The 20,897-nt window shown below is 37.8% G+C and carries 20 protein-coding genes and 1 pseudogene; 13 read left to right on the forward strand and 8 right to left on the reverse strand.

All coding sequences use genetic code 11. From position 1 onward, the window contains the following. Positions 1-10 precede the first annotated feature (10 nt). Both dltX and ACFQZ9_RS08740 read right to left on the reverse strand, forming a co-directional pair. Entirely contained in the window at positions 11-160 is a 150-nt protein-coding gene (gene dltX / locus ACFQZ9_RS08735) for a teichoic acid D-Ala incorporation-associated protein DltX (protein ID WP_498943323.1), read from the reverse strand. Between the two features lie 188 nt (positions 161-348). Beyond that, on the reverse strand, positions 349-1,368 hold the full coding sequence (locus ACFQZ9_RS08740; RefSeq protein ID WP_498943613.1) for a M42 family metallopeptidase: 1,020 nt from the start codon (positions 1,366-1,368) through the stop codon (positions 349-351). 249 nt (positions 1,369-1,617) lie between these two features. Between ACFQZ9_RS08740 and ACFQZ9_RS08745 the strand changes: the two genes are divergently transcribed. From ACFQZ9_RS08745 to ACFQZ9_RS08765, 5 genes are all read left to right on the forward strand, one after another. After that, positions 1,618-1,929 (forward strand): hypothetical protein, encoded by a 312-nt coding sequence (locus ACFQZ9_RS08745; protein WP_026575219.1) that lies wholly within the window; start codon positions 1,618-1,620, stop codon positions 1,927-1,929. A 160-nt stretch (positions 1,930-2,089) separates the two neighbouring features. After that, positions 2,090-2,791: a DUF421 domain-containing protein gene (locus ACFQZ9_RS08750; RefSeq protein ID WP_498943614.1), complete on the forward strand. Its 702-nt coding sequence runs from the start codon at positions 2,090-2,092 to the stop codon at positions 2,789-2,791. Between the two features lie 23 nt (positions 2,792-2,814). Further along, positions 2,815-3,570: a GTP cyclohydrolase II gene (locus tag ACFQZ9_RS08755; RefSeq protein ID WP_429747144.1), complete on the forward strand. Its 756-nt coding sequence runs from the start codon at positions 2,815-2,817 to the stop codon at positions 3,568-3,570. Then, complete coding sequence (gene ribD / locus ACFQZ9_RS08760) at positions 3,563-4,648, forward strand: bifunctional diaminohydroxyphosphoribosylaminopyrimidine deaminase/5-amino-6-(5-phosphoribosylamino)uracil reductase RibD (protein ID WP_498943325.1); 1,086 nt, start codon at positions 3,563-3,565, stop codon at positions 4,646-4,648. The genes ACFQZ9_RS08755 and ribD overlap by 8 nt, the downstream gene beginning before the upstream one ends. A gap of 11 nt (positions 4,649-4,659) precedes the next feature. After that, on the forward strand, positions 4,660-5,229 hold the full coding sequence (locus tag ACFQZ9_RS08765; RefSeq protein WP_498943326.1) for a 5' nucleotidase, NT5C type: 570 nt from the start codon (positions 4,660-4,662) through the stop codon (positions 5,227-5,229). A gap of 636 nt (positions 5,230-5,865) precedes the next feature. On the opposite strand, the gene corA is transcribed toward ACFQZ9_RS08765, so the two are convergent. After that, complete coding sequence (gene corA / locus ACFQZ9_RS08770; RefSeq protein ID WP_498943328.1) at positions 5,866-6,816, reverse strand: magnesium/cobalt transporter CorA; 951 nt, start codon at positions 6,814-6,816, stop codon at positions 5,866-5,868. A gap of 236 nt (positions 6,817-7,052) precedes the next feature. Here corA and ACFQZ9_RS08775 point away from each other — a divergent pair, with 236 nt between their 5' ends. From ACFQZ9_RS08775 to ACFQZ9_RS08790, 4 genes are read left to right on the forward strand one after another with little or no spacing between them, the layout of a single operon-like run. Then, positions 7,053-8,384: a spore germination protein gene (locus ACFQZ9_RS08775; protein ID WP_498943330.1), complete on the forward strand. Its 1,332-nt coding sequence runs from the start codon at positions 7,053-7,055 to the stop codon at positions 8,382-8,384. Positions 8,385-8,405: 21 nt separating this feature from the next. Then, on the forward strand, positions 8,406-9,479 hold the full coding sequence (locus ACFQZ9_RS08780; RefSeq protein WP_498943332.1) for an SLC5/6 family protein: 1,074 nt from the start codon (positions 8,406-8,408) through the stop codon (positions 9,477-9,479). Beyond that, a complete protein-coding gene (locus tag ACFQZ9_RS08785; RefSeq protein WP_198309827.1) occupies positions 9,476-10,576 on the forward strand; it encodes a Ger(x)C family spore germination protein in 1,101 nt (366 codons plus the stop codon). The genes ACFQZ9_RS08780 and ACFQZ9_RS08785 overlap by 4 nt, the downstream gene beginning before the upstream one ends. A gap of 17 nt (positions 10,577-10,593) precedes the next feature. Then, complete coding sequence (locus tag ACFQZ9_RS08790) at positions 10,594-11,292, forward strand: DUF421 domain-containing protein (protein WP_498943334.1); 699 nt, start codon at positions 10,594-10,596, stop codon at positions 11,290-11,292. A gap of 39 nt (positions 11,293-11,331) precedes the next feature. On the opposite strand, the gene ACFQZ9_RS08795 is transcribed toward ACFQZ9_RS08790, so the two are convergent. Next, complete coding sequence (locus ACFQZ9_RS08795) at positions 11,332-12,492, reverse strand: TIGR04053 family radical SAM/SPASM domain-containing protein (RefSeq protein ID WP_498943336.1); 1,161 nt, start codon at positions 12,490-12,492, stop codon at positions 11,332-11,334. Positions 12,493-13,300: 808 nt separating this feature from the next. Here ACFQZ9_RS08795 and ACFQZ9_RS08800 point away from each other — a divergent pair. Both ACFQZ9_RS08800 and ACFQZ9_RS08805 read left to right on the forward strand, forming a co-directional pair. Further along, positions 13,301-13,633: pseudogene (locus ACFQZ9_RS08800) on the forward strand (C40 family peptidase); the annotation flags it as partial. 171 nt (positions 13,634-13,804) lie between these two features. Further along, entirely contained in the window at positions 13,805-14,431 is a 627-nt protein-coding gene (locus ACFQZ9_RS08805; protein WP_498943337.1) for a TVP38/TMEM64 family protein, read from the forward strand. On the opposite strand, the gene ACFQZ9_RS08810 is transcribed toward ACFQZ9_RS08805, so the two are convergent. Beyond that, complete coding sequence (locus tag ACFQZ9_RS08810; RefSeq protein ID WP_198309832.1) at positions 14,424-14,777, reverse strand: hypothetical protein; 354 nt, start codon at positions 14,775-14,777, stop codon at positions 14,424-14,426. The two genes, ACFQZ9_RS08805 and ACFQZ9_RS08810, sit on opposite strands and share 8 nt — an antisense overlap. Positions 14,778-14,877: 100 nt before the next feature. Here ACFQZ9_RS08810 and ACFQZ9_RS08815 point away from each other — a divergent pair, with 100 nt between their 5' ends. Further along, complete coding sequence (locus ACFQZ9_RS08815) at positions 14,878-15,321, forward strand: GNAT family N-acetyltransferase (protein ID WP_498943339.1); 444 nt, start codon at positions 14,878-14,880, stop codon at positions 15,319-15,321. A 435-nt stretch (positions 15,322-15,756) separates the two neighbouring features. On the opposite strand, the gene ACFQZ9_RS08820 is transcribed toward ACFQZ9_RS08815, so the two are convergent. Both ACFQZ9_RS08820 and ACFQZ9_RS08825 read right to left on the reverse strand, forming a co-directional pair. Beyond that, positions 15,757-17,130 carry an MFS transporter gene (locus tag ACFQZ9_RS08820; RefSeq protein WP_498943340.1) on the reverse strand — a complete coding sequence of 458 codons (1,374 nt, stop codon included), beginning with the start codon at positions 17,128-17,130 and terminating at the stop codon, positions 15,757-15,759. Positions 17,131-17,183: 53 nt separating this feature from the next. Next, the gene (locus tag ACFQZ9_RS08825; protein WP_498943342.1) at positions 17,184-17,687 is read right to left on the reverse strand and encodes a hypothetical protein; all 504 of its coding nucleotides are present in this window, start codon (positions 17,685-17,687) and stop codon (positions 17,184-17,186) included. A 618-nt stretch (positions 17,688-18,305) separates the two neighbouring features. On the opposite strand from ACFQZ9_RS08825, the gene ACFQZ9_RS08830 reads away from it, so the two are divergent. Then, positions 18,306-19,283 carry an FUSC family protein gene (locus ACFQZ9_RS08830; RefSeq protein WP_498943344.1) on the forward strand — a complete coding sequence of 326 codons (978 nt, stop codon included), beginning with the start codon at positions 18,306-18,308 and terminating at the stop codon, positions 19,281-19,283. Here ACFQZ9_RS08830 and ACFQZ9_RS08835 read toward each other — a convergent pair. Beyond that, positions 19,280-20,821 carry a multicopper oxidase family protein gene (locus tag ACFQZ9_RS08835; protein ID WP_498943346.1) on the reverse strand — a complete coding sequence of 514 codons (1,542 nt, stop codon included), beginning with the start codon at positions 20,819-20,821 and terminating at the stop codon, positions 19,280-19,282. The genes ACFQZ9_RS08830 and ACFQZ9_RS08835 overlap by 4 nt on opposite strands. Positions 20,822-20,897 lie beyond the last annotated feature (76 nt).

Genomic DNA, 20,897 nt, shown 5'->3' on the forward strand with positions numbered 1-20,897 from the left:
TACCTCCACATTAAAAATCATTATAGATGTAGGACCCTGCACTCGCATCATTGAATCCATACATAAAAAAGAGTAAAAGCAGGATAAGCAGGTAGTACATAAATCTCCCACACCATCGTACTCTTTCTCTGAAAAAAAAATCCTTTATTTTCTGAATCATACTGAATACCCCACAATAAAGTAGTTGTTTCATTACATTTAATTGACTTCATAATCATAATTCGCTTTTGAATTTGTTGCATTAAAATTTGATGAGAAGATTATTAATTTTTTGTGACGGATAACTAAAAGATAATAGAAAAAAGCCGGTGCTGTTGCTGTACCGGCTTTTGTAAATCCCTTATAAATTTAAACTAATTCCGCTTGGACGTAGTAGTATAAAAGCTTTGCTGTTGCTTCAATTGACGATTGATGGGTTCGTTCAAACGCATGAGACGAATCAATTCCGGGACCTACCAATCCATGGACAATATCATGTCCGGCGCGAATTGCTGCTGAGGCGTCGGACCCATAGTATGGGTATATATCGAGCTTATAGGGGATTTTATTTTCTTCTGCCAGACGGACTAACTTTTTTCGTAATTCATAATGGTAAGGACCACTTGCATCCTTCACGCAAATAGACACCGTGTATTCATCTGTTGATTGTCCGTCACCCATTGCTCCCATATCTACGGCTAAATATTCTATCGTTTCTGGTGTGATATTGGAATTGCCTCCATAGCCGATTTCTTCATTGTTCGAGATTAAGAAATGGGTCGTGTAGGGAAGGGAAATATTTTCATTTTTGATTTGCTTGATTAACTGCAATAGAATTCCGACGCTTGCTTTATCATCTAAATGCCGCGATTTAATAAAGCCGCTTGATGTGATTTCGACCCGAGGATCAAATGAAACGAAATCCCCGACTTCAATTCCAAGGGCACGGATATCTTCTGCATTATGTACTTTTTCATCAATCCGGATTTCCATGTTTTCTTGGTTGCGCTCAAGCTTTCCTGCATCCTTATAAACATGGACCGAGGTTTGATGCATCAAGATTGTTCCTGTATATTTTTTTCCACTGCTGGTTTCAATTTGACAGTATTCCCCCTCAATTGAATTGTATTTAAATCCGCCAATTAGGTCGATTCGCAGACGGCCGTTTCCTTTAATTTCCTTCACCATTGCCCCAAGTGTATCAACATGGGCGGTTAACATCCGATGCCGGTTCGTATCTTTCCCAGGGATTGTTGCAATCAATCCGCCTTTACGATTTCTTTTTGTTTCGACCTGTAACCCTGAGAGGAAATTTTCGACGAATGTAATAACATCATTTGTATTTCCGGACGGACTTGGGATTGATACAAGGTCAGCAATTAATTTCATGGTTTCTGCTGTATTTGCGTATGACAAGGCGATTCTCCTTTCAAAATTATTCTTTTTTATTATACAACTAATTAAAAACTAGATGACAAAAATCGTTTTTTCGGCAATTTTTTTCAGGTTCGCGCATAGGTTAGCAGTGATTAATTCTTTTTATGGATAAAACAAAAGAAAATTGGGCATAAATGGAACAATTTCAGGGGTAAGGGGAAATCAAAAATTAGTGATTTACAGACTGGCGGAGGGAGAAAAATGACCAGATTAGAACTATACCATGACAAGCCGAAGCAATACCCACGCAAAGGTCCACTCTTTTTCATCCTTGCTTGTATAATTTTAACAGTAGGTTTCTTTGTCTTTCGATATTTTTATTTCAGCACAATTCGTATTGAAGCACCGTCGGAGGATTTAGGAAGGAAGGTTGTCATCCATCTTCCAAACGGTCAAAAGGTGTATACGTATGAAAATTTAATTATTGAGAAAGATGGCAAAAAATATTATAAAGGTGAGCGCAACACCATCGATTTAACAGGCGGCAAGGTGGATTATAAGAATTGGAAGTAAGTTTAGTTTGAATTGATTAATACGCATGCACATGAGATTTTATGTTAGTATAAATCTCATGTGCATTTTATTTTTAAAGCAGTTTTTTAACACAGATTAGGGAATAATTCAAATAGATGTTTGCAAAAAGAGGTGTATTTTAGGGGAGATTAAGTTGGAAATGGTTTACCGTACATTAATTGTTTTATTGGCAGGATATTTGTTTTTAAGGGTGACAGGAAAAAAGGCAGTTTCTCAAATGCACACTTTCGATTTATTGTATATTTTTGTCCTTACGAATATCATCAGTACGCCCGTTGAGGATAGTAATTTAGGAAAAGCCATCATTTATGGTGCAGTCACAGTCATTTTATATAAAATCTTTATCCGATTATCCTTACATAATAAATTAAGATGGATTTTATATGAAAGTCCAACAGTCTTGATTCGAAACGGTGATATTGATCGAAAAGGACTAAAAAAGGTGCGTATGCCGATAAATGAATTATTGTCACACTTAAGAGTAAAAGGGTACACAGACACAAGGAATATTGCTCTTGCTGTTATGGAAGAAACAGGAAGTATTAGTGTGATACCCAAATCTAAATACCGACCAGTTCAACCTAATGATTTAAAGCTTACGGTGAAGAAAGAATATATTCCCATTCCACTGATCATGGACGGGCAAATTATTTATCATAATTTAAAATATTTAAAACTAGAACAAGGTTGGCTAATGAATGAGGTTAAAAAATTGGGCGAAAAGGTAGAAAACATTATGCTAGCTACTTTTTTAGACAATGGAAAATTATTTATTGATAATAATGAAATTAAAAATCATAAAAATAATCCCTATTACTACAATCCTGGGGAAGATAATTAAAAACATAAAGGGGAATCATTAATATGAAACAAACCAAATTAGATACTAAAGTTCTGTCGGTTTTAGGTGACAAGATTCAATTAATTAAAACAGAAAAAGGGGCAATCTACTTAGTCGGTCCGATACGACTCCCTGTTAACTTATATGGCGAAACGGTCATTTTCAAGTGGTACTGCTGGTTAAATTGTGATGAAGTAACAGAGGATTTTGAACGGATCATTGAAAAATTATCTTCTGTTAATTTAGCGGAATTTCAGCAATCAAGTGTCTTGGCTTATGGAGATTTCGAATATGCAGATGATGCGATTATTCGGATGCATTCGATTTGTCATACAGGTGATATTTTTGGAAGTAAAAGATGTGATTGCGGGTTTCAATTAAAACAATCGATGAAAATGATTGTGGAACATGGAAATGGTGCCTTATTCTATTTAGCCAACCATGAGGGACGTGGAATTGGATTATTCAGCAAGGCCATGGCCTATATCCTTCAAGAAAATGACTATGATACAGTTGAAGCTAATCAAGCTTTAGGTTTTGTGGATGATTCGAGAAATTATAGCGATTCTATACAAGTATTAAAAGCATTAAGGTCCAAGCCAGTAACGTTAATTACGAACAATCCAAAAAAACTTCAAGCATTAAAAAACGCTGGTTTAGTGGTTTCAGGCAGAGAACCTTTATGGGGGGATATTTCCGAATATAATGAGAAGTATTTGAAGACAAAAATTAATAAGTCTGGTCATTTAGAAGATGAAGGGACTTGTTGTAATGACTAACCATGCATTCTATATGGATTTGGCATTAAATAATGCGAAAGCAATGAAAGGTCAGACAGATCCAAATCCACTGGTAGGCGCGGTCATTGTAAATGATAACAGAGTGGTAGGAATCGGTGCTCATTTAAAAGCGGGTGAGCCGCATGCTGAGATTCATGCTCTTCACATGGCAGGTGAAAAGGCTAAAGGAGGCACCATTTATGTAACACTTGAACCTTGTTCCCATTATGGAAGAACAGGGCCATGTGCAGTTGCAATTGTTGAAGCAGGCATTAAAAAAGTTGTGATTGCAACTCTTGACCCGAATCCGGTTGTTTCAGGTAATGGGGTCAAAATACTAAAGGATGCGGGTATTGAAGTGATTATAGGGGTTTGTCAAGAAGAATCCCAACAAATGAATGAGGTATTTAACAAATTTATTGTGGAGAAAAAACCTTTTGTTACTCTAAAGTCTGGGACTTCGCTTGACGGTAAAATTGCCACTCATACATCCGACAGCAAATGGATTACATCTGAGGAAGCCAGATTGGATGTCCATCAACTTAGAAATGAAAATATGGCTATTTTAGTGGGAGTTAACACAGTCATTAAAGATAATCCAGAGTTGACAACACGCATTCCGAATGGCAGGAATCCTATTAGAGTGATTATGGATTCCACATTAAAAATACCTTTAGATTCGAAAGTATTGAATGATAAAAAAGCTGAAACATGGATCTTCACGAGCATGAACTATGATAAGGAAAAGTGGAAATTACTGAAGGCATTAGGAATAAAGATTTTTCCAATTGCAGACCATGTAGACCCTAAGGAAGTAGTAAAAATATTGGGCGAAAATCTTGTCTCTTCTTTATTAATTGAAGGGGGGGGTTCGATCAATGCATCATTCCTGGAAAATAAATTAATTGATAAGGTAATTTTATATTTTGCTCCCAAATTAGTTGGCGGAGGGCAGGCACCGACCTTCCTAGAAGGGGAGGGAATAGATAAAATGAGGGATGCTGTCAAGCTAAAGGACACCTCTTTTATAAAAATTGGCAAAGATTTTAAATTCGTTGGATACCCGATTTACAAATGAGGGATTTTTAAATGAAATTTGGTTTTGATATTGACGATACATTAATTGATCTAAGGAGACATGCCTTTCTTCTTTATAATAAAAAGTTGAATCAGAATGTTCCTTTAAATATTTTCCATGGATTGAATAGAGTGGAAATTCATGAACCGTTTGGATTAACGGATGAGCAAGGGAAAGAACTATGGAATGGTTCATTAGAGGAAATTTATTACACCGCATGTCCTCCATTCCCGCATGCGGTGGAAACATTACAAGAGTTAGAAAAGCAAGGACATGAAATATACTATATTACTTCAAGACCAAAAGAACATGGAGAACGTACTAGGGAATGGTTAAAGGAAAGAGGATTTCCTGTTCAAAATGACCGGTTTTTCTACGGCATGCAAGACAATGAAAAAATCGAAATCATTAAAGAATTAAAACTTGATTATTATTTTGATGATAAACCAGAGGTTTTAAATACACTTTTGAACGAATCGTTAAAGGTTTACATAAAAGATCAATCCTATAATCGACATTTAAAGCTTCCAAGAATCGTTAATTGGACAGAACTTAAGGGGATTATTTCCAAACCAATTTAATGCTTAAAAGGGAACGGGACACCGTTCCCTCATGCTGCCGAAAAAATTCGATAGCCTTTATTCATTTACTTTCTTTAAAAATTCTATAATGTAATTTAGTTTATATATAGGCTGTTCAACGGGGCCGTTGATTTCCGCTCCAGGCACTTCGCTTTCCGCGGGCGTGCCGGGGAGCCTCCTCGTCGCTTCGCTCCTGCGGGGTCTCCCCTGCCCCGTACTCCCGCAGGAGTCTCCGTGCCTTCCGCTCCAATCAACAGGTGTATTCAATAAAGATTACATCTCCCGATAAATACTTAAAAGTAAGTGGTAGCCAAAGTGATTTTGAATTTGTTTTTTTGTTTAATTAGTTCCGGACAACCACCTTCTTTCTTTTTGGTTGTTTTCACAAAGAGTGTTGTTTTCAGAATAGATTAAAGCGCTTGTTGATCCGGGTAATCGACTTTGAAATCAACAAACTTGTCTGAATCAGGGCACTATTCGGACTCGACCGTCTTTGAAATCAACAGGCCCCTTTGCATGGAAAATCCTTTAATAAAAATGGGTATTTAAGTTTTAGAAAGAATGGAAAACTTCCGAGAAATATACCCTTTCTCGACAATCTGAGGGAACGGGACACCGTTCCATTTTGAGCGTTACTTATTTAAACCAGCCCTTTTTCTTAAACCAGAGATACATCCCCAAACTAATTAACGCCATAAGAAAAAGTGCGCCAAAGTACCCGTATTTCAAAGTTAATTCCGGCATATAATGAAAATTCATTCCATACAGTCCGGCAATGAAGGTAATTGGCATAAAAATCGTAGTGATAACTGTTAAAACCTTCATTACATGGTTCGTTTGGTGGGAGTTGATCGAAATATAGCTATCCCGAATATCGGTGGTCAGCTCACGATTTGCTTCAATCATCTCCGACAGCTTTAGTAAATGATCATAAATATCAGAAAAATAAGCAATCCTGCCTTGAATACTTGTCAGCCGCTGTGAATTAATGATTCGATACAGCAAATCACGCATAGGGGTAATCGTATGCCGGAGTGAGAGAAGGTCATGTCTAGCATCAAATAGATCCTCCAGCAAAGCCTCCATCGAACGTCCCTTTGAATTTTCATCTATTTCGTTTAATGTATCTTCGATTTGATAGACCAGGGGAAAATAGTTATCAACCATTTTATCGAGCACATTATATAGCACATGTGAAGGATCCCATTTTTTTACGGCTTTTCCTAAGCTGAATCGATTCCAAACTTCATCTATTTCTGAGCAGGGTCTATGATGAAAAGTAATTATATAATGTTTACTGAGAAAAAAATCTACTTCTTCTCTCGTAATTGTCTGGGGATTCAGTGACTGTGTGACAAAAAAGGCATAGTCATCATAATAGTCGAGCTTTGGTCGCTGTAATGTATGAATACAATCCTCAATTGCCAAGGGGTGAAAGTCCAGCGGTTCTCGCAGCATATCCGTTTCCTCCTCGCTTGGCTCTTGAAAATCAATCCAATACCAGCGAAACTCTCCCTTCACCAGCTTTGAAACCTCTACGTCCTTGATTAATTCATAATTCTGGTTAATTGCAATCGTTCTAATCATAGTAACTCCTTATCGACATTCAAATTCTAAAATTAACTATAAACGAATTTGAAGAAAAAAACAGGAAATCATTCTTTTATCGTAACAAACTACTCTAGGTCCATTTTTATATCTTGGCAAAGTAATGAAAACTTATCCCAATTCTTCGTATTAGTAGATAAATGAGGATTTCGGAATAAAATCCCATTTTCAAGGAAAGTTAAAAGGAAAGAAGTGGAACGCGGGGGAGCAATATGATGTTTAATCGAATTGAAAAGATTAAAGAATCATTAAGAAGCAAAATTCAGCAAGCAGAAGATGTGGTCTTTAAAGAACTACATACAAAAGATAAATACATTGAAATTCTGTTTATTAAATCAATTAGTGATGAAAATGTCCTTCAGAGTAATTTAATAAAACCATTTTTTGAAATATCTACACCTGATAGTTTTTTAGCGTACCTTCAATCGCAGCCAAAGATTAAGCCATTTGTAGATGAGCAAAATACTTTGGATGAGTTAATCAGGGGGGTAACAGTCCTTTTCTACCAGGATGCCATTTTCATCCTGGATAGTAAAGTGGATCGAAATAGTTCTGTATTGGATACAACTGTTGAAACCACTATTCAAGGTCCACAATCGGGGTTTAGTGAAAGTTTGCCGACAAACTTAGGGCTTATTCGCCAGCGTTATCCAGAGACCAGTTTAACAGTAGAAACTACTGAGGTGGGGAAAATCTCAAAGACAAAGGTGCTGATTCTTCATGATGCAAAGGTTGCTGACCCGGAAGTACTAAATCGGATCAAACAATTTCTTTCATCCGTTGACATTAACATGTTCCAAACAGGTGAACAGCTTTTGGATGCGATAAAGAAAAGTAACCGTTCTCTTATTCCGGTTATGCTCGTAACGGAACGACCTGACAGGGTTGTAGTAAATTTAGCTGCCGGTAAAATAATTTTACTAGTTAGCGGCTCCCCATTCGCAATGATTCTTCCAACGGTAATGAAGGACTTTATGGCATCGATGGCCGATATTTATCAAACCTATTGGATTTCTAGATTACTATTGTTTTTACGGTATGCAGGGTTTATAACGAGTATCGTTCTACCGGGTTTGTATGTTGCGGTAACGAGCTATAATCCTGAGCTTTTTAGGGCGCAATTAGCCTTGTCGATTGCCGGAAGTCGAACTGCTGTACCCTATCCTTCTTTTATTGAGGTACTCCTCATGCTCTTCATGGTGGAATTATTAATTGAGGCGAGTATCCGATTGCCAAAGGCGATTGGACCGACAGCCACAACGGTAGGGGGCTTAATTTTAGGGACGGCTGCAGCTGAGGCAGGGCTTGCTAGTAATATTATGATTGTGATTGTCTCGTTTGTGGCAATCTCAAACTTTGTTGTGCCGATTAACGCCTTTAGCTTCACGATTCGAATCTTGAAATATTTTGTTTTGGTTATGGCGACTATCTTTGGGTTAGTGGGCTGTGTGGTTGGCTTCTTTATCATCATTGCATATATGGTTAAGCTCGATAGCTTCGGAGAACCATTCCTAACATTGGTACAAAGTAAGCCTGCTAAAGAATAGTTACAAAAAGGGGGGAGGGCAATGAATCGGTATTTTTTATATTTAATCATGCTTAATATGATGATCAATGTCATCATTTTTGTACCGAAAATTTTAATTCAGTATCGGTATGAAGGTGCCGTCTCCGCCGTATTAATTGCCATCCCAATCGGAGTATCCCTTACTGTTCTATACTGTAAAGCCATTTCCAAGTTCCCCGAAAAAGGGCTGCCTGAAATCTTTGAGAAAACGAAATACCGCTTTATTAAAATCATCCATTTTGGGAGTGTTCAAGCCTTTACCTTTATTGCTGGTCTGATCACATTGGTGGGGTTTATTGATATTTTAAGCCGATTTATTGACCCTGAGATGCCAAAGATTTTTATTTTAATCATCTATTTAATTGGGATTATCCTAATCATTCAGATGCCAACGGAGAGGGTAATGTATTTTTTAGAGATTGTTTTATTTCTCAATACACCGTTAATTTTCTTTATTATTTTTAAAGCCTTAACGAGTCAAGGGCTAAGCTGGGACTCCATGTTTGAGGTCGGAACTCATCTGTTTGAAGTTCCTAATTTAAAAGCACTTGCGGCAGCAACCTATGTTTTTTCCGGGTATACAAATCTTATGATTTTTAACCGTGTGATTAAAGGGAAATTGAAAATCTGGAATTTTATTGCCGTCTTTTTTCTTGGCATTTTTAACCTTTTTACTACATTTCTCATTCCAATTGGGTTTCATGGGTCTGACGGGACGCAAGAATTTCTTTATCCGTGGATTTCAACAGCAGATAGCCTGCGCTTAGTATACAGTCCAATTGAACGGGTCATCTTTCTATTTTTAATGTTTTATATGAGCATTTCACTTGTAAGCATTTCGGTTCATTGGCATGTGGCCTTAGAATTGTTAAAAGGAATCTTTAAGGATAAGGGAAGTAAGAAAAAGGAATGGACCGTCCTTTCCTTTTTTATTGTCTTCGCCGTCACCGGTGTGCTGTACTTTAATACGGTTCTATTAAATAAGTTTACTGTTTACTGGCTGCAAATTCGCTTTGGCTTTGAAGTTGCTTTAGTTGTGATTTTCTTCTTATGGGCAAGGAGGAAAAAAGCATGAATTCTATTTATAAAAAATATTTGCTGACCCTTTTGATCATTCTAACCTTTTTGCTGGGTGGATGCGGTTTTAAGGATCTTGATAAACGCTTTTTTGTTGTCAGTATCGGTATAGATCTAGCAAAGAACAGTCCAAAGCGATATCTTGTCAGTCTAAAGTTTGCCATTCCGGCAATAAGTAAGGATTCACCAAGTGAATATCAAATTGTTTCGGAAGAAGGAGACTCAATTGGTGAAGCAGTACGAATGATCAAAACGAAAGTAGACCGAGAGATAGATTTTAGTCATGCTAAGGTGGTTGTTTATGGAGAGGAGTTAATAAAAGAAACGCGAAATGCCGGCATCCATTATTGGTTTACAAGGCGGAGAGATGTGCAGGAAATTGCTTGGGTTGCCATTGGAAAACCAAATGCTCTATCAGTGTTAAAGGTAAGACCTAAATCAGAAACCATACCCTCTAATTCATTATTTCTTTCTCTTGGAAAGGATGGTTCAGAAACACCATATGTCCTCTCACAATATGTGTTTGAGTTGAAAAGAAAATTAATTGAAAAAGGAGTGGATCCTTTTCTTCCTATTATCGAGGCTAAAAAGGGTTTGTTTGAAATTAATAAAGTCGGTCTTTTAGATAAATCCCGTTTAAAGCTAACCCTAACCCCTGATGAAACAAAGGTAGTAAATTTCCTTTTGAATCTTGAAGAAAAAAGTGCACTTACTGGTCAAAGAGGAAAAGTGAAGTATACCATTAATACCGAGAGAGTAAAAACGAACTATAAAATTTACACACCTAAAGGAAAGCAGCCGTATATTAAGGTTGATTTTTTTATAAAAGGGACAATTGAGGAAACATCAAGGCGAATATCGAATCAAGAGTTATCAAAATACGAAAAAGCGGCAGAAAAAACCACTGAAAAATTGGTAAAACAAGTATTAGAAAAAATACAAAAAGCAAACATCGATCCAATTGGATTTGGACTGCACTACCGTGCCCGCCATTTTAATAATAATGACTGGGAAGAGTGGCAGCAAATTTATCCGAATATCACATTTAAAGTTAACTCCAAGGTTCAAATAACCGATACAGGATTAATCGAATAGAAGAAGGGAGTTTTCAAATGAATTTACTAGAGGTTTTTGCCAGAGCAGCTGGAGCATTTGTTGTTCTTTTTCTATTAACCCGGATGATGGGTAGAAAACAGATTTCACAAATGACCTTTTTTAATTATATTACAGGTATCTCGATTGGTGCGGTGGCCGGTTCTATGACCATTGATTCAAGTATTAAATTTTCAACAGGATTTGTCAGCCTTTTAACTTGGTCCGGGTTGACGGTATTGGTAGGTATTGTTGATCTAAAGTCTAGAAAGTTTCGAAAGATGGTTGAAGGGGAACCGATCATTCTTATAAAACAAGGGAAGGTATTGGAAAAGGCCTTGAAAAAATCGAGCCTGGATATTAATCAGTTGCAGATGCTTCTTAGGAAAAAAGATGTATTTTCTTTTTTAGATGTCAATTATGCAATTTTTGAAACAAATGGTGAGGTATCCGTACTGCTTAAGGAAGGAAAACAGCCCTTGAAGCAGGAGCAATGGCCATTACAATTAAAACAGCAGCAACAAACACCGATTCCAATTCAAATTATCGCAGATGGTAAGGTGATTGAAGAGAATTTAATGCAATTAAATGTAGGCAGGGAATGGGTAGAAGAGCAATTAACAAAAGCTGGAACAAATCTTTCTGAAGTTTTTTATGCGGAATTACAAAAGGATGGTTCCTTGTATATTGATCAACGAAATGATCAATTCCTTCATTAAAAAGAGGCATCCTTGTTGAGAGGATACCCCGATTTTCCTTTAAACGGGTGAGGGTGCTTGATTTCGAAGTGCGAGTGGAATGTAAACACAGAAGGGCTCACTCTCCATATAGTCCCCTGTTACCGCATAGGTTCTCGAACGGGAACCCCCGCAAATCTTGTTATATTCACATACACCACATTTCCCTTTATAGCTGTCCGGCTGTCTTAGTTCTTTAAATATCTTGGAATCACGGTAAATATCCGCAAGCGGCGTCTCGCGAAAATTTCCACCGACAATTGGCAGTAATCCGCTCGGCATGACATCCCCAATATGGGAAACGAAAAGAAAGCCATTACCATCATTCACCCCTTTAGGTGCCCGTTTCAGGCCGTCGTGCATCGATGCAAAGTCGGTGGTAATCGAATCTTCGTAACGAATTTCGCCGTTTGTGATTAGATGCTCACGTGCTTTTTGCTGGAGTACGACACGTCGGTAGTGTTGGGCAGCCGTTGTTTTAATATCATATGGAGCCGTTTTGCATAACTCATACAGCCAATGGAAAACTTTCTCATGCTCAGCGGGAGTAATGCAAGCATCTAGCTGGCCCCTGCCGGTTGGAACTAGTAAGAAAATATACCACATCACTGCTTTTAATTCACCGACAAGCTTAGCCATTTCTTCTAATTCGTCATAATTGTAACGGGAAATGACTGTATTAATTTGAAGTGGCATGTTAAGTTCATTTAAGTAGTTTATTTTTTCAAGCGTTAAATGAAAGGATCCTGGTGTTCCGCGGAAATGATCATGAATTTCGGGTGTCGGGCCATCCAAACTAAAGCCCCAGCGGGAAAGACCGACCGTTTTTGCCCGTTCCATGCGTTCCTTTGTTACGTTTGCAGTGGCACTGGGGGTCATCGAGACACGCATCCCTTTTTTAACTGCATAATCGGCTAGCTCAAAAAGATCCTCACGCATCATACAATCCCCGCCGGTAAATACAAGCATTGGGTTATCCAATTCAAAGATTTGATCAATCAGGTTAAGGCCTTCCTCATGGGTCAGCTCCCTGGGGTCTGGTGTCAGTTGGGCATCTGCCCGGCAGTGGACACATTTAAGCTGGCATGCCCGTGTTACCTCCCAAATCACAATAAATGGATTTTGATTGTAATCAATGATTTTACCTAAACCATAAGGATGGCCTTTCTCAAAACCATGCATCTTCATCACCAAAATTCTATGTATTTTGTAAAAAATATCTTTCTAGGTTTATTATAAAATTGTCTTTCAGTTGTGAATGGATGGTTTGTTACAATATTTCTAAAACCTTTTTACAGATATTTGTCTATTCGCCCTTTTAAACTATTAAAAATATATTACATGAATGTTACAATCCATTGGGATTTCATGAGAAAAACAGCCCTGAACCCAATTATGATAAAGGTTGGAGTTGTTTCTAATGTTTGTTACATTAAGTGCTTTCTCTACCAATATAGGAATAGTTAACCAATCTCTCCAAATTTTACGGCTATTTCCAACAGTACATCTTCCATTATGATGGGAGTAACAATAAATAAAGAGGAGTGCCACCATGAAAAAACAACTTTTAACAGCTTTTGCTGCTGCCGGAATATTATTTACAGCATTTGGAGGTTCGGCTAGTGCAGAAGAAAATGTATACACTGTTAAATCTGGCGACACACTTTGGAAGATTTCGCAAGCAAATAATGTAACGGTTAGTAACCTAATAACCTTGAACCACCTTTCTACTAATACCATCTATGTAAATCAGAAGCTATTACTTTCAGCTGAAACAGGGACTACTCCTGCTACTGATTCTACCTACACGGTAAAATCGGGAGATACACTTTGGAAAATTGCTACCGCTTTCAATACAACGGTTTCTGCATTGAAAAGTTTGAACGGGTTAACATCTGATACCATTTATGTGGGACAAACCTTAAAGGTAAAGGGAACCTCAGCTGTGGCTCCTTCAGTAGAAACGACGGCACAAGCGGTAATGACTGAGGCAAAAAAATATATTGGAACTCCATATTTATGGGGTGGAAGTACTCCATCCGGTTTTGATTGCAGCGGATTTACTAGTTATGTATTTAATAAAGTTGGGATAACGATCCCAAGAACTGCTGCGACACAATGGTCTGGATTAAAAACAGTCAGCGCCCCGCAACCAGGTGATTTAGTATTTTTTGAAACGTATGCACCAGGCCCTACTCATGTTGGAATCTATTTGGGCAACAACCAATTTATCAGTGCAACCTCTTCATCCGGGGTTACGATTAGTGATATGAATAATACGTATTGGAAGCCTAGATATATAGGTGCAAAAACAGCATTTTAATAGATAGATTTTGAAAAGTCCTTTATCATATGATAAGGGGCTTTTTTAATATAAACTGGAAGGTTAAGTGTTTAAAGGTCAATGTTTTCATTAGTAGAAGAAGGATTATCCTATTAGAAAAATGAATAGTAACATGTGTAAAGATCAAAATTACCTGCCAGGGAGAATTCGATGAAAAAAAGAATTATCAGTATTAGTGTTTTAATTTTGATTATTGTAATCGGTTATTTGCAAAAGGATGAACTTGTCCATCTAATTAAACAAGGCGGGGCCCTTTCTATTTTTATCAGTATGATTTTAGTAGCAATTTGTGTCTTTTTTCCGCTTATACCATTTCCTGTGTTAGCAGGAATGATCGGTGCCATATTTGGGACAGCCCAAGGTATGTTTATCTCTTTAATAGGAGCCATGGCTGGAACAATGGTCTTCTTTTTTATCACCAGATATGGATTTAGGGATTATGCGCAGGAAAAGCTCTTGAGATTTCCCAAGGTTCAAGAATATGAGGAATTCCTCAATCGCAATTCCTTTCTTGCCATTTTAGTCTGCCGATTAGTTCCGATTATTCCAGCACCGGTTGTGAATATTATTTGTGGTCTTAGTAAAGTGAATTGGCTTATATTTTTTACCGCTTCAACTATCGGGAAAATCCCGAATATTTTGTTGTTATCGTTTGTTGGTGCAACACTAAGCAGCAATAAGCTTTTATCCTTTGGTTTGTATGGCTTTTATATTTTGGTTATCTTTCTGATTAACTTTGTCATTGTCTTCCGCAAGAAAAGTAAGCCACTTAAATAACGCTTTTAATCGATATCTCGTCATTTTTTCCTTCTAAGGTGACAACTTTTTTGAAGTAACTTTTTAAAATAAGCCACCTTGCCGGGTAAGAGTAAATAAAATCCTCCATCACTTCTGGGGAATAGAAGATCAAACAATCCAACTGGGCTTTGTTCTTTTTCAAATCATAAAGCAGTGCATGAGGAATCGAATAATGTTGATAGATTTGGTTTGGATTTAATTTTACAATTTGAATGCTTTTGCTTTGAATATGATTTAAAATGCCTTGTTCTTGAAGGGTAAAGCTTTCTTCCTTCGATAAATTATTTATTTTTATTTGTTCATTTATAAAATAAATGCCTTTCATTTATGACCACCCCATTTTATTACTTGATTGGTATTGTTATTGACAGGGAACGGTGTTCGTATACCCATAAATGAAACGGTTTTTCTGAAAGGTGATAAACATGTCAATTTGGAAAAAAGATGGTTTTTTTATTTGTACGGAAAAACAATACCTTGATGTCTCTCTAATTCATCAATTTTTAAGTGAGGAATCCTATTGGGTACCTGGAATTAAACTTGAAATTGTAAAAAAATCAATCGAGAATTCATCAATTTGTTTTGGGGTATATGAGGGAGATCCAGCCAGAGGAAATGCTAAACAGATCGGCTTTGCCCGTGCAGTCAGTGATTTTTGCCGGTTTGGCTGGATTATGGATGTTTTCATTCTTGGTGAATTTCGCGGTAGAGGGTTATCCAAATGGCTAATGGAAGTCATTACAGAACAGTCTGATTTAAAGGATGCTGCGAAACTAATGTTGGCTACCAATGATGCCCACGGACTGTATGCACAATATGGATTTAAGACGATTAAAAATCGGGACCTTTATATGGAACGAAAGTTATAGTTTTGGGGCAAAAAAATGACCCGGCAAATGCCTGCCGGGCTTTACAATACAAATCTATATTAAAAGGGGAGCGGTGTAGGTTCGTCCTGAACCTATTTTTATCTTAACGAAAATTTATGAACAAACTATGAAGGAAACTTTAATAGTTTTGGAAATGTAAGTTTCAAATTAAAGGCGGAGAATATTATGAAAGATTACCATTGCTGTGCCACATGCCAGCATTTTAAGGCAGAGAAAAAAGAAAAAAGCATGCACTATTACTGCAGCCGGCTACGCTACGAAACCAAAACCCACTACAAATTCAACTGCTGGACCCCAAAAGATCATATCAAAAAACTAATGCGGTGACATTTGGTGACAGGCACCGTTCGTGGACAAAACGGTTTTTTTGTCCGTGTGGGGCGGACATTAAGTAGGGTAATAATTGATTTCACCCTACCCATGCCCTACATTAACACTCTTCATCTTAACCCCGGTAAACCACAAACTCATCATGAAACTTACCACCCCAATTCCAATCAATACTTCCCCAAGGATTTCCATATTCTCCGACGAAACCTCGGACCCAAAAATTAATCCCAGAACAATCGATGATAAAATCGAGCCCAAATAGCGACAGGTTTGAAACAAGCCTGAAGTGGTCCCAAGCATTTCTTTCGGACTTTCTTTCAACATCGCCACCTGCAAAACAACATTTCCAATCCCATAACTCAACCCCATCACCGCTAAAATCAACCCAATTTGCCACCAATTGGCGGCCTTGATAAAGAAAAGAGACAAAATAATAGCACCTAACACCGATAACAGCGCACCAAATACAATCGGCTGCTTAACCCCCGACTTATCAATCCACTTCCCAGTGATCTGCGAAATAATAATGCTCATCCCAGACATGAAAAGCATAAACAAACCGCTCTTTTCAACACTCAAATGCATCGCATCCTGAAAATAGAGGGGGAGTCCGAAAAACAAACAATAAAAGAAAATATTTAATACGATAAACTGCAGATAAACCCATGAAAGCCGCAGATGCGTTTTGAAGATCCGCACATCAATAAAAGGTGCTTTCACACGTAAATCCCGCCAAACAAATAATAAGAAAAATATTACCCCAGCGATTCCGGAAAGATAATGAATTTTTGATTCAAACGATAACAAAAACCATAAAATGAACACCATTCCGCCCGCAAAGAAAGCGATCCCTAACAAATCAAGATGAGAAAGAAACGCTTTGATACTTTCTCTCTCTCTTGGCGGGTCCTTTGGGAACATATACCAGCCAAGCAGTAAACTAATAAGAAGGAATGGAACGTTTACCCAAAAAATCGCCGGCCAATCTCCCCATACAATTAAAAATCCCCCAAGTGTCGGACCAAGTGCTGTCATAGCGGAGGCAAAAATAGAGAGAACAGATAAGGCCGAGGCTTGTCTTTCTTTAATATTATCCCGTATCAATGACACCCCGGAAGGATAAATAGCACTACTGCCGATTGCCTGAATTAACCGCATTAGTAATAACATCAGAAAGGTGGTGGAAAACGGTGCTGTAAAAGCTGAAATGGCAACAAGAAACAATCCCGTGATAAAGGTCTTCTTTCGGCCAATTAAATCACCAATTTTTCCAGTAACAGGCTGAGCAACAGCACTAGCAAGGTAAAAGGATGAAATCAACCAAGAAACAGTTGTAAATGAAAGGTTGAAATCCTTTTGGATGCTTGTTAAGGCAAGTGATATCATTGATGAATTTAACGGGTTGAGCATGGTACCTGAAGCCACTGCCGTTAAAAATAACGCGCGATTTTTCTTCATGTGTTCATTCCCTTTGCAAACAAATTTCTAGGTGTTTTTGAAAAAACAAAATCCTAATGATAAACTCTTTTTCTAAAAAAATAATGATAGACGATAACTAATAGGCTTTCAACAAATACGTAAATACAAATGGAATAACGTAACCCGTAGCCATTTTTATAATGAAAAATTCCGATTTTTACACACAACCATTCAAGCGCTATGGCACCAACGGTCCACACCAAAATATATACTATACACATAAGTCCTCTAACTTTAAATTTTTTAAAGAAATAAATAAAAAGGTATCCAAAAGGACAATACATCATATAGGACAAAATATCAAAGAATTCATAGTCGGACAAATCGCCAACATCATAAAAATCAAGTGGTGGAACAGCAAGGGAATGGTCAAAAACCATTCCCAAAAATGGTCCGAAAAGAAGACAGAATAGCATTGCAGACATCGGCATTATTTTTGGTATAAAATAAATCAAACTAAAGCCCCCGAGAATCATGAACAGAATAAAGTATTCGTTAATATTAAAGTGACGATCATAAATTTGATAGATGATCATTCATATTTTTCTCCTTTGAAAATAATTTCCTAAACAGGTTCGCAAATAGGAGGCATATAAGTATTAAACTAAAATCAAATATTGCTTCTCGGAAATGGGACCAATGACGATAATGAAAATATCCTAGCATCAAAAATAAATGTTCTGCAGCTTGGATCATTAAAAAGATTGCCGCAGTTATGCCTGCTTTAGCCCATTTCATTTTAAATGAGAAAAACAGATTTACGTAAATGAGAAGAAAGATCGGAAGAGATAGATCACGAAAAAGAAGAATGGCGGTAAAAGGCATTGGGTTTGTATTTGGAATTAAATAGTTTAACTTAAAAGTAAAGATTGTAAAAAAGTTAATATGAACAATCTGAAAGGACAAAAAGGTGAGGATATTAATAGCATTTGAAAGACTTTTTTTCATTAACAAGAAAATACTTAATGCAAACCAAGCTATTAATAAAAAATATACTAACCCCATCGAACTCACCATACCCATCTAGTTTCTAACCCTAGCATTTCCTAACGAACCTGTGTTTAGACAAGATTATCACTGGATACCTTAGGATCATCGCGGGAAGGATAAGGGTTAAATGGTAATTTACCAAGAGATGAGGTAGAGAAGATATGGTGAACCCGTCATTTGAACATAAACAAAATAAAGCCCTTCTTATTTGGAAAATGGCCGTAGCAAGCACCATTTCTTGGCAAATTGCAAAAATTGCTGGGTCACATCATCCTTATTTTGCCCCGATTTCGGTGATTCTTTGTATGCAGTCAACCATTAATCGTTCGATTCGATTCTCCTATCACCGAATGGCAGGAACCATTATCGGGATTTCCGTAACCGTTTTGGCAGCACCCTACATCAATGTAACAAGTTGGACGATCGGGATTCTTATCCTTATCGGATGCTTCATTGCCAAATGGTTGAAAAGTGATGAAACGGCAATCCACCAGGTCGCTTTAACGATATTGCTAGTTTTTGTCGTAGGGCAGAAAGCGGGGGACTATCCAATCGATCGTTTTCGAGATACATTAATTGGGGCAATCATAGCTGTGATCATCCATATGCTTGTCTATCCTCCGAATTTTACAAAGCAGTCCCAAAAAAATCTTATACAGCTTACAGAACATTTAACAGCCACTTTTACCAAGGTTTCCGATTGGATTCATCAAGGGCTTAATCGAAACGCGGGCGGTCAACTCCAAATAGAAATAAAACAACTTCTCGAAGAACTTCACCAATCAAAGCAAATGATTCAGAATGCCCAAGAAAGTCTTAAATACAATCCATATGCAAGTAAAAGTATCAAAGAGTTGACTCTCGACCAGCAACGGATTCACTCCTTAACAAAAGGTTATTCTTATTTAGATCAGAGTGTGGAAATCTTGATTGCATGGGGAATATCCGGAAGTATGACGGCGGAGAATCAAAAAATCTGGGCTGATCAGGTGAAAGCCTTGGCTCCTTTATTTCAGGAAACTTCGGCGGACCGTAGTCCGCCGAGTGAGTACCTGCATGTTTCAATTGCAAAGGAACTGGAAAACCAGCAATATTTCATCGCGTTATTCAATAAAACTGCGGCCTTAATAAAAGAAAACTAATTTGGCGGGAGAATCCAATATGGCCGCATCATTTCATAGTCTTCATGCTCAAGCATATGGCAGTGCCATACATATCGGCCTGTAAAAGGGAAAAATGGAATGATAATTCTTGTTATGTGACCGGGCGGGCATTTCACGGTATCCTTCCAGCCCTTTTCTTCCGAACTAGGGGCTACCGGCAAACCAGTGTATCTGATTCTCCCCGTTTTTTTATAATGTTTCACATCAAAAGGCTGCCGGTCTAAAATTTGAAATTGAACAAGATGGACGTGAATAGGGTGATCATCCCCATTTGTATTGAGAAAACACCAAATCTCATTTGTCCCGACTTGAGGATTTTCAGTAATCGGATCATCCCATTTTTTTTGATCTAATAAAAATAGTGACCTGCCAAACCGATCTTTTTCCTCACTCAATTGTAAAAACCTTTGCTTATGGGCAGTAGACTCCGGCAGTCGATGAATTGATCCCATAAAGGGTGGAATCACACTCGTATCCATGTTTGAAAGTGGTTTTGTAACCCGGAACTGCATCACAGTCCCAGTGGTCTCAGTGTCTACGGGATCTCCGATTGGGAAGTGTGTACGTGCATCATTTTTCATGAGGATGGACCTACCATTCAAATTGGAAAAATCAACAATCACATCAGCACGCTCAGCCGGGGCTAGCAGAAGTGACCGAACTCTATTGGGCCGCTCCAAAAATCCGCTGTCTGTACCAATCTGAAAGAATGGATGTCCCGAGTCGAGAAACAAATGAAAAAACCTCGCATTTGCTCCATTTAACAAGCGAAATCGATATTTTCTTGGCTCCACTTCAAGAAAGGGCCAGACCTTCCCATTAACAACAATGGTATCCCCAAAAAAGGAAGAAATAATAGAAGGCGTAAATTCAGTCGGATTTTTTGATGATTGTTCTGGATAAAATAAGGACCCATCTTCATTAAAGGAACGGTCCTGAAGCAGTAAGGGAATTTCAAACTTTCCCCTTGGAAGATTTAGTGATCGCTCATTCGGGTCGCGGATAAGATAAAATCCAGCTAACCCGGCATAAATATTTAACCGGGTAATCCCAATTGCATGGTCGTGATACCAAAGTGCCCTCGCACTTTGCAGGTTCCTATATTCATATATTTCTTTCGAGAAAAAGGGGCCTTTTTTTTCAAATCCCTTTGTAAACCATGCATCTGGATAGCCATCACTCTCCGGTTCTGTCCTGCCCCCATGTAGATGAACAACAGTACGAACGTCGGGTTTAACCTTTTCTGCTCCGTGAACGGTATGGTCTATTGGAAAGAGATGCTTTTCAGGAAGATTGTTTATCCATTTCACAAAGACCCTCTCACCCGTTTCCACTTCAAAGGTTGGACCAGGGTACAATCCTTCATATCCCCATAGGGTTGTATTAGGAATTTGGCTATGCAGGTTTAGTTTTACCTCCTCCATTTTTACCTCATAATACGTGTAATCTGATGATTTCCACTTTGGCTTTAGCAAGGGGGGAATGGGCAAAGGGTCTGTAAATTTTGTTAATTTCACATCAACCGCTCCCAACGAAGAATGTTTTTATAAGATTATGATTGCACAAAGTAAAAAATTAACATTCTAGGACGGT

Origin of the sequence: Neobacillus sp. GCM10027624, assembly GCF_042675345.1 — a bacterium.
Classification (GTDB): domain Bacteria; phylum Bacillota; class Bacilli; order Bacillales; family Cytobacillaceae; genus Neobacillus; species Neobacillus cucumis_D.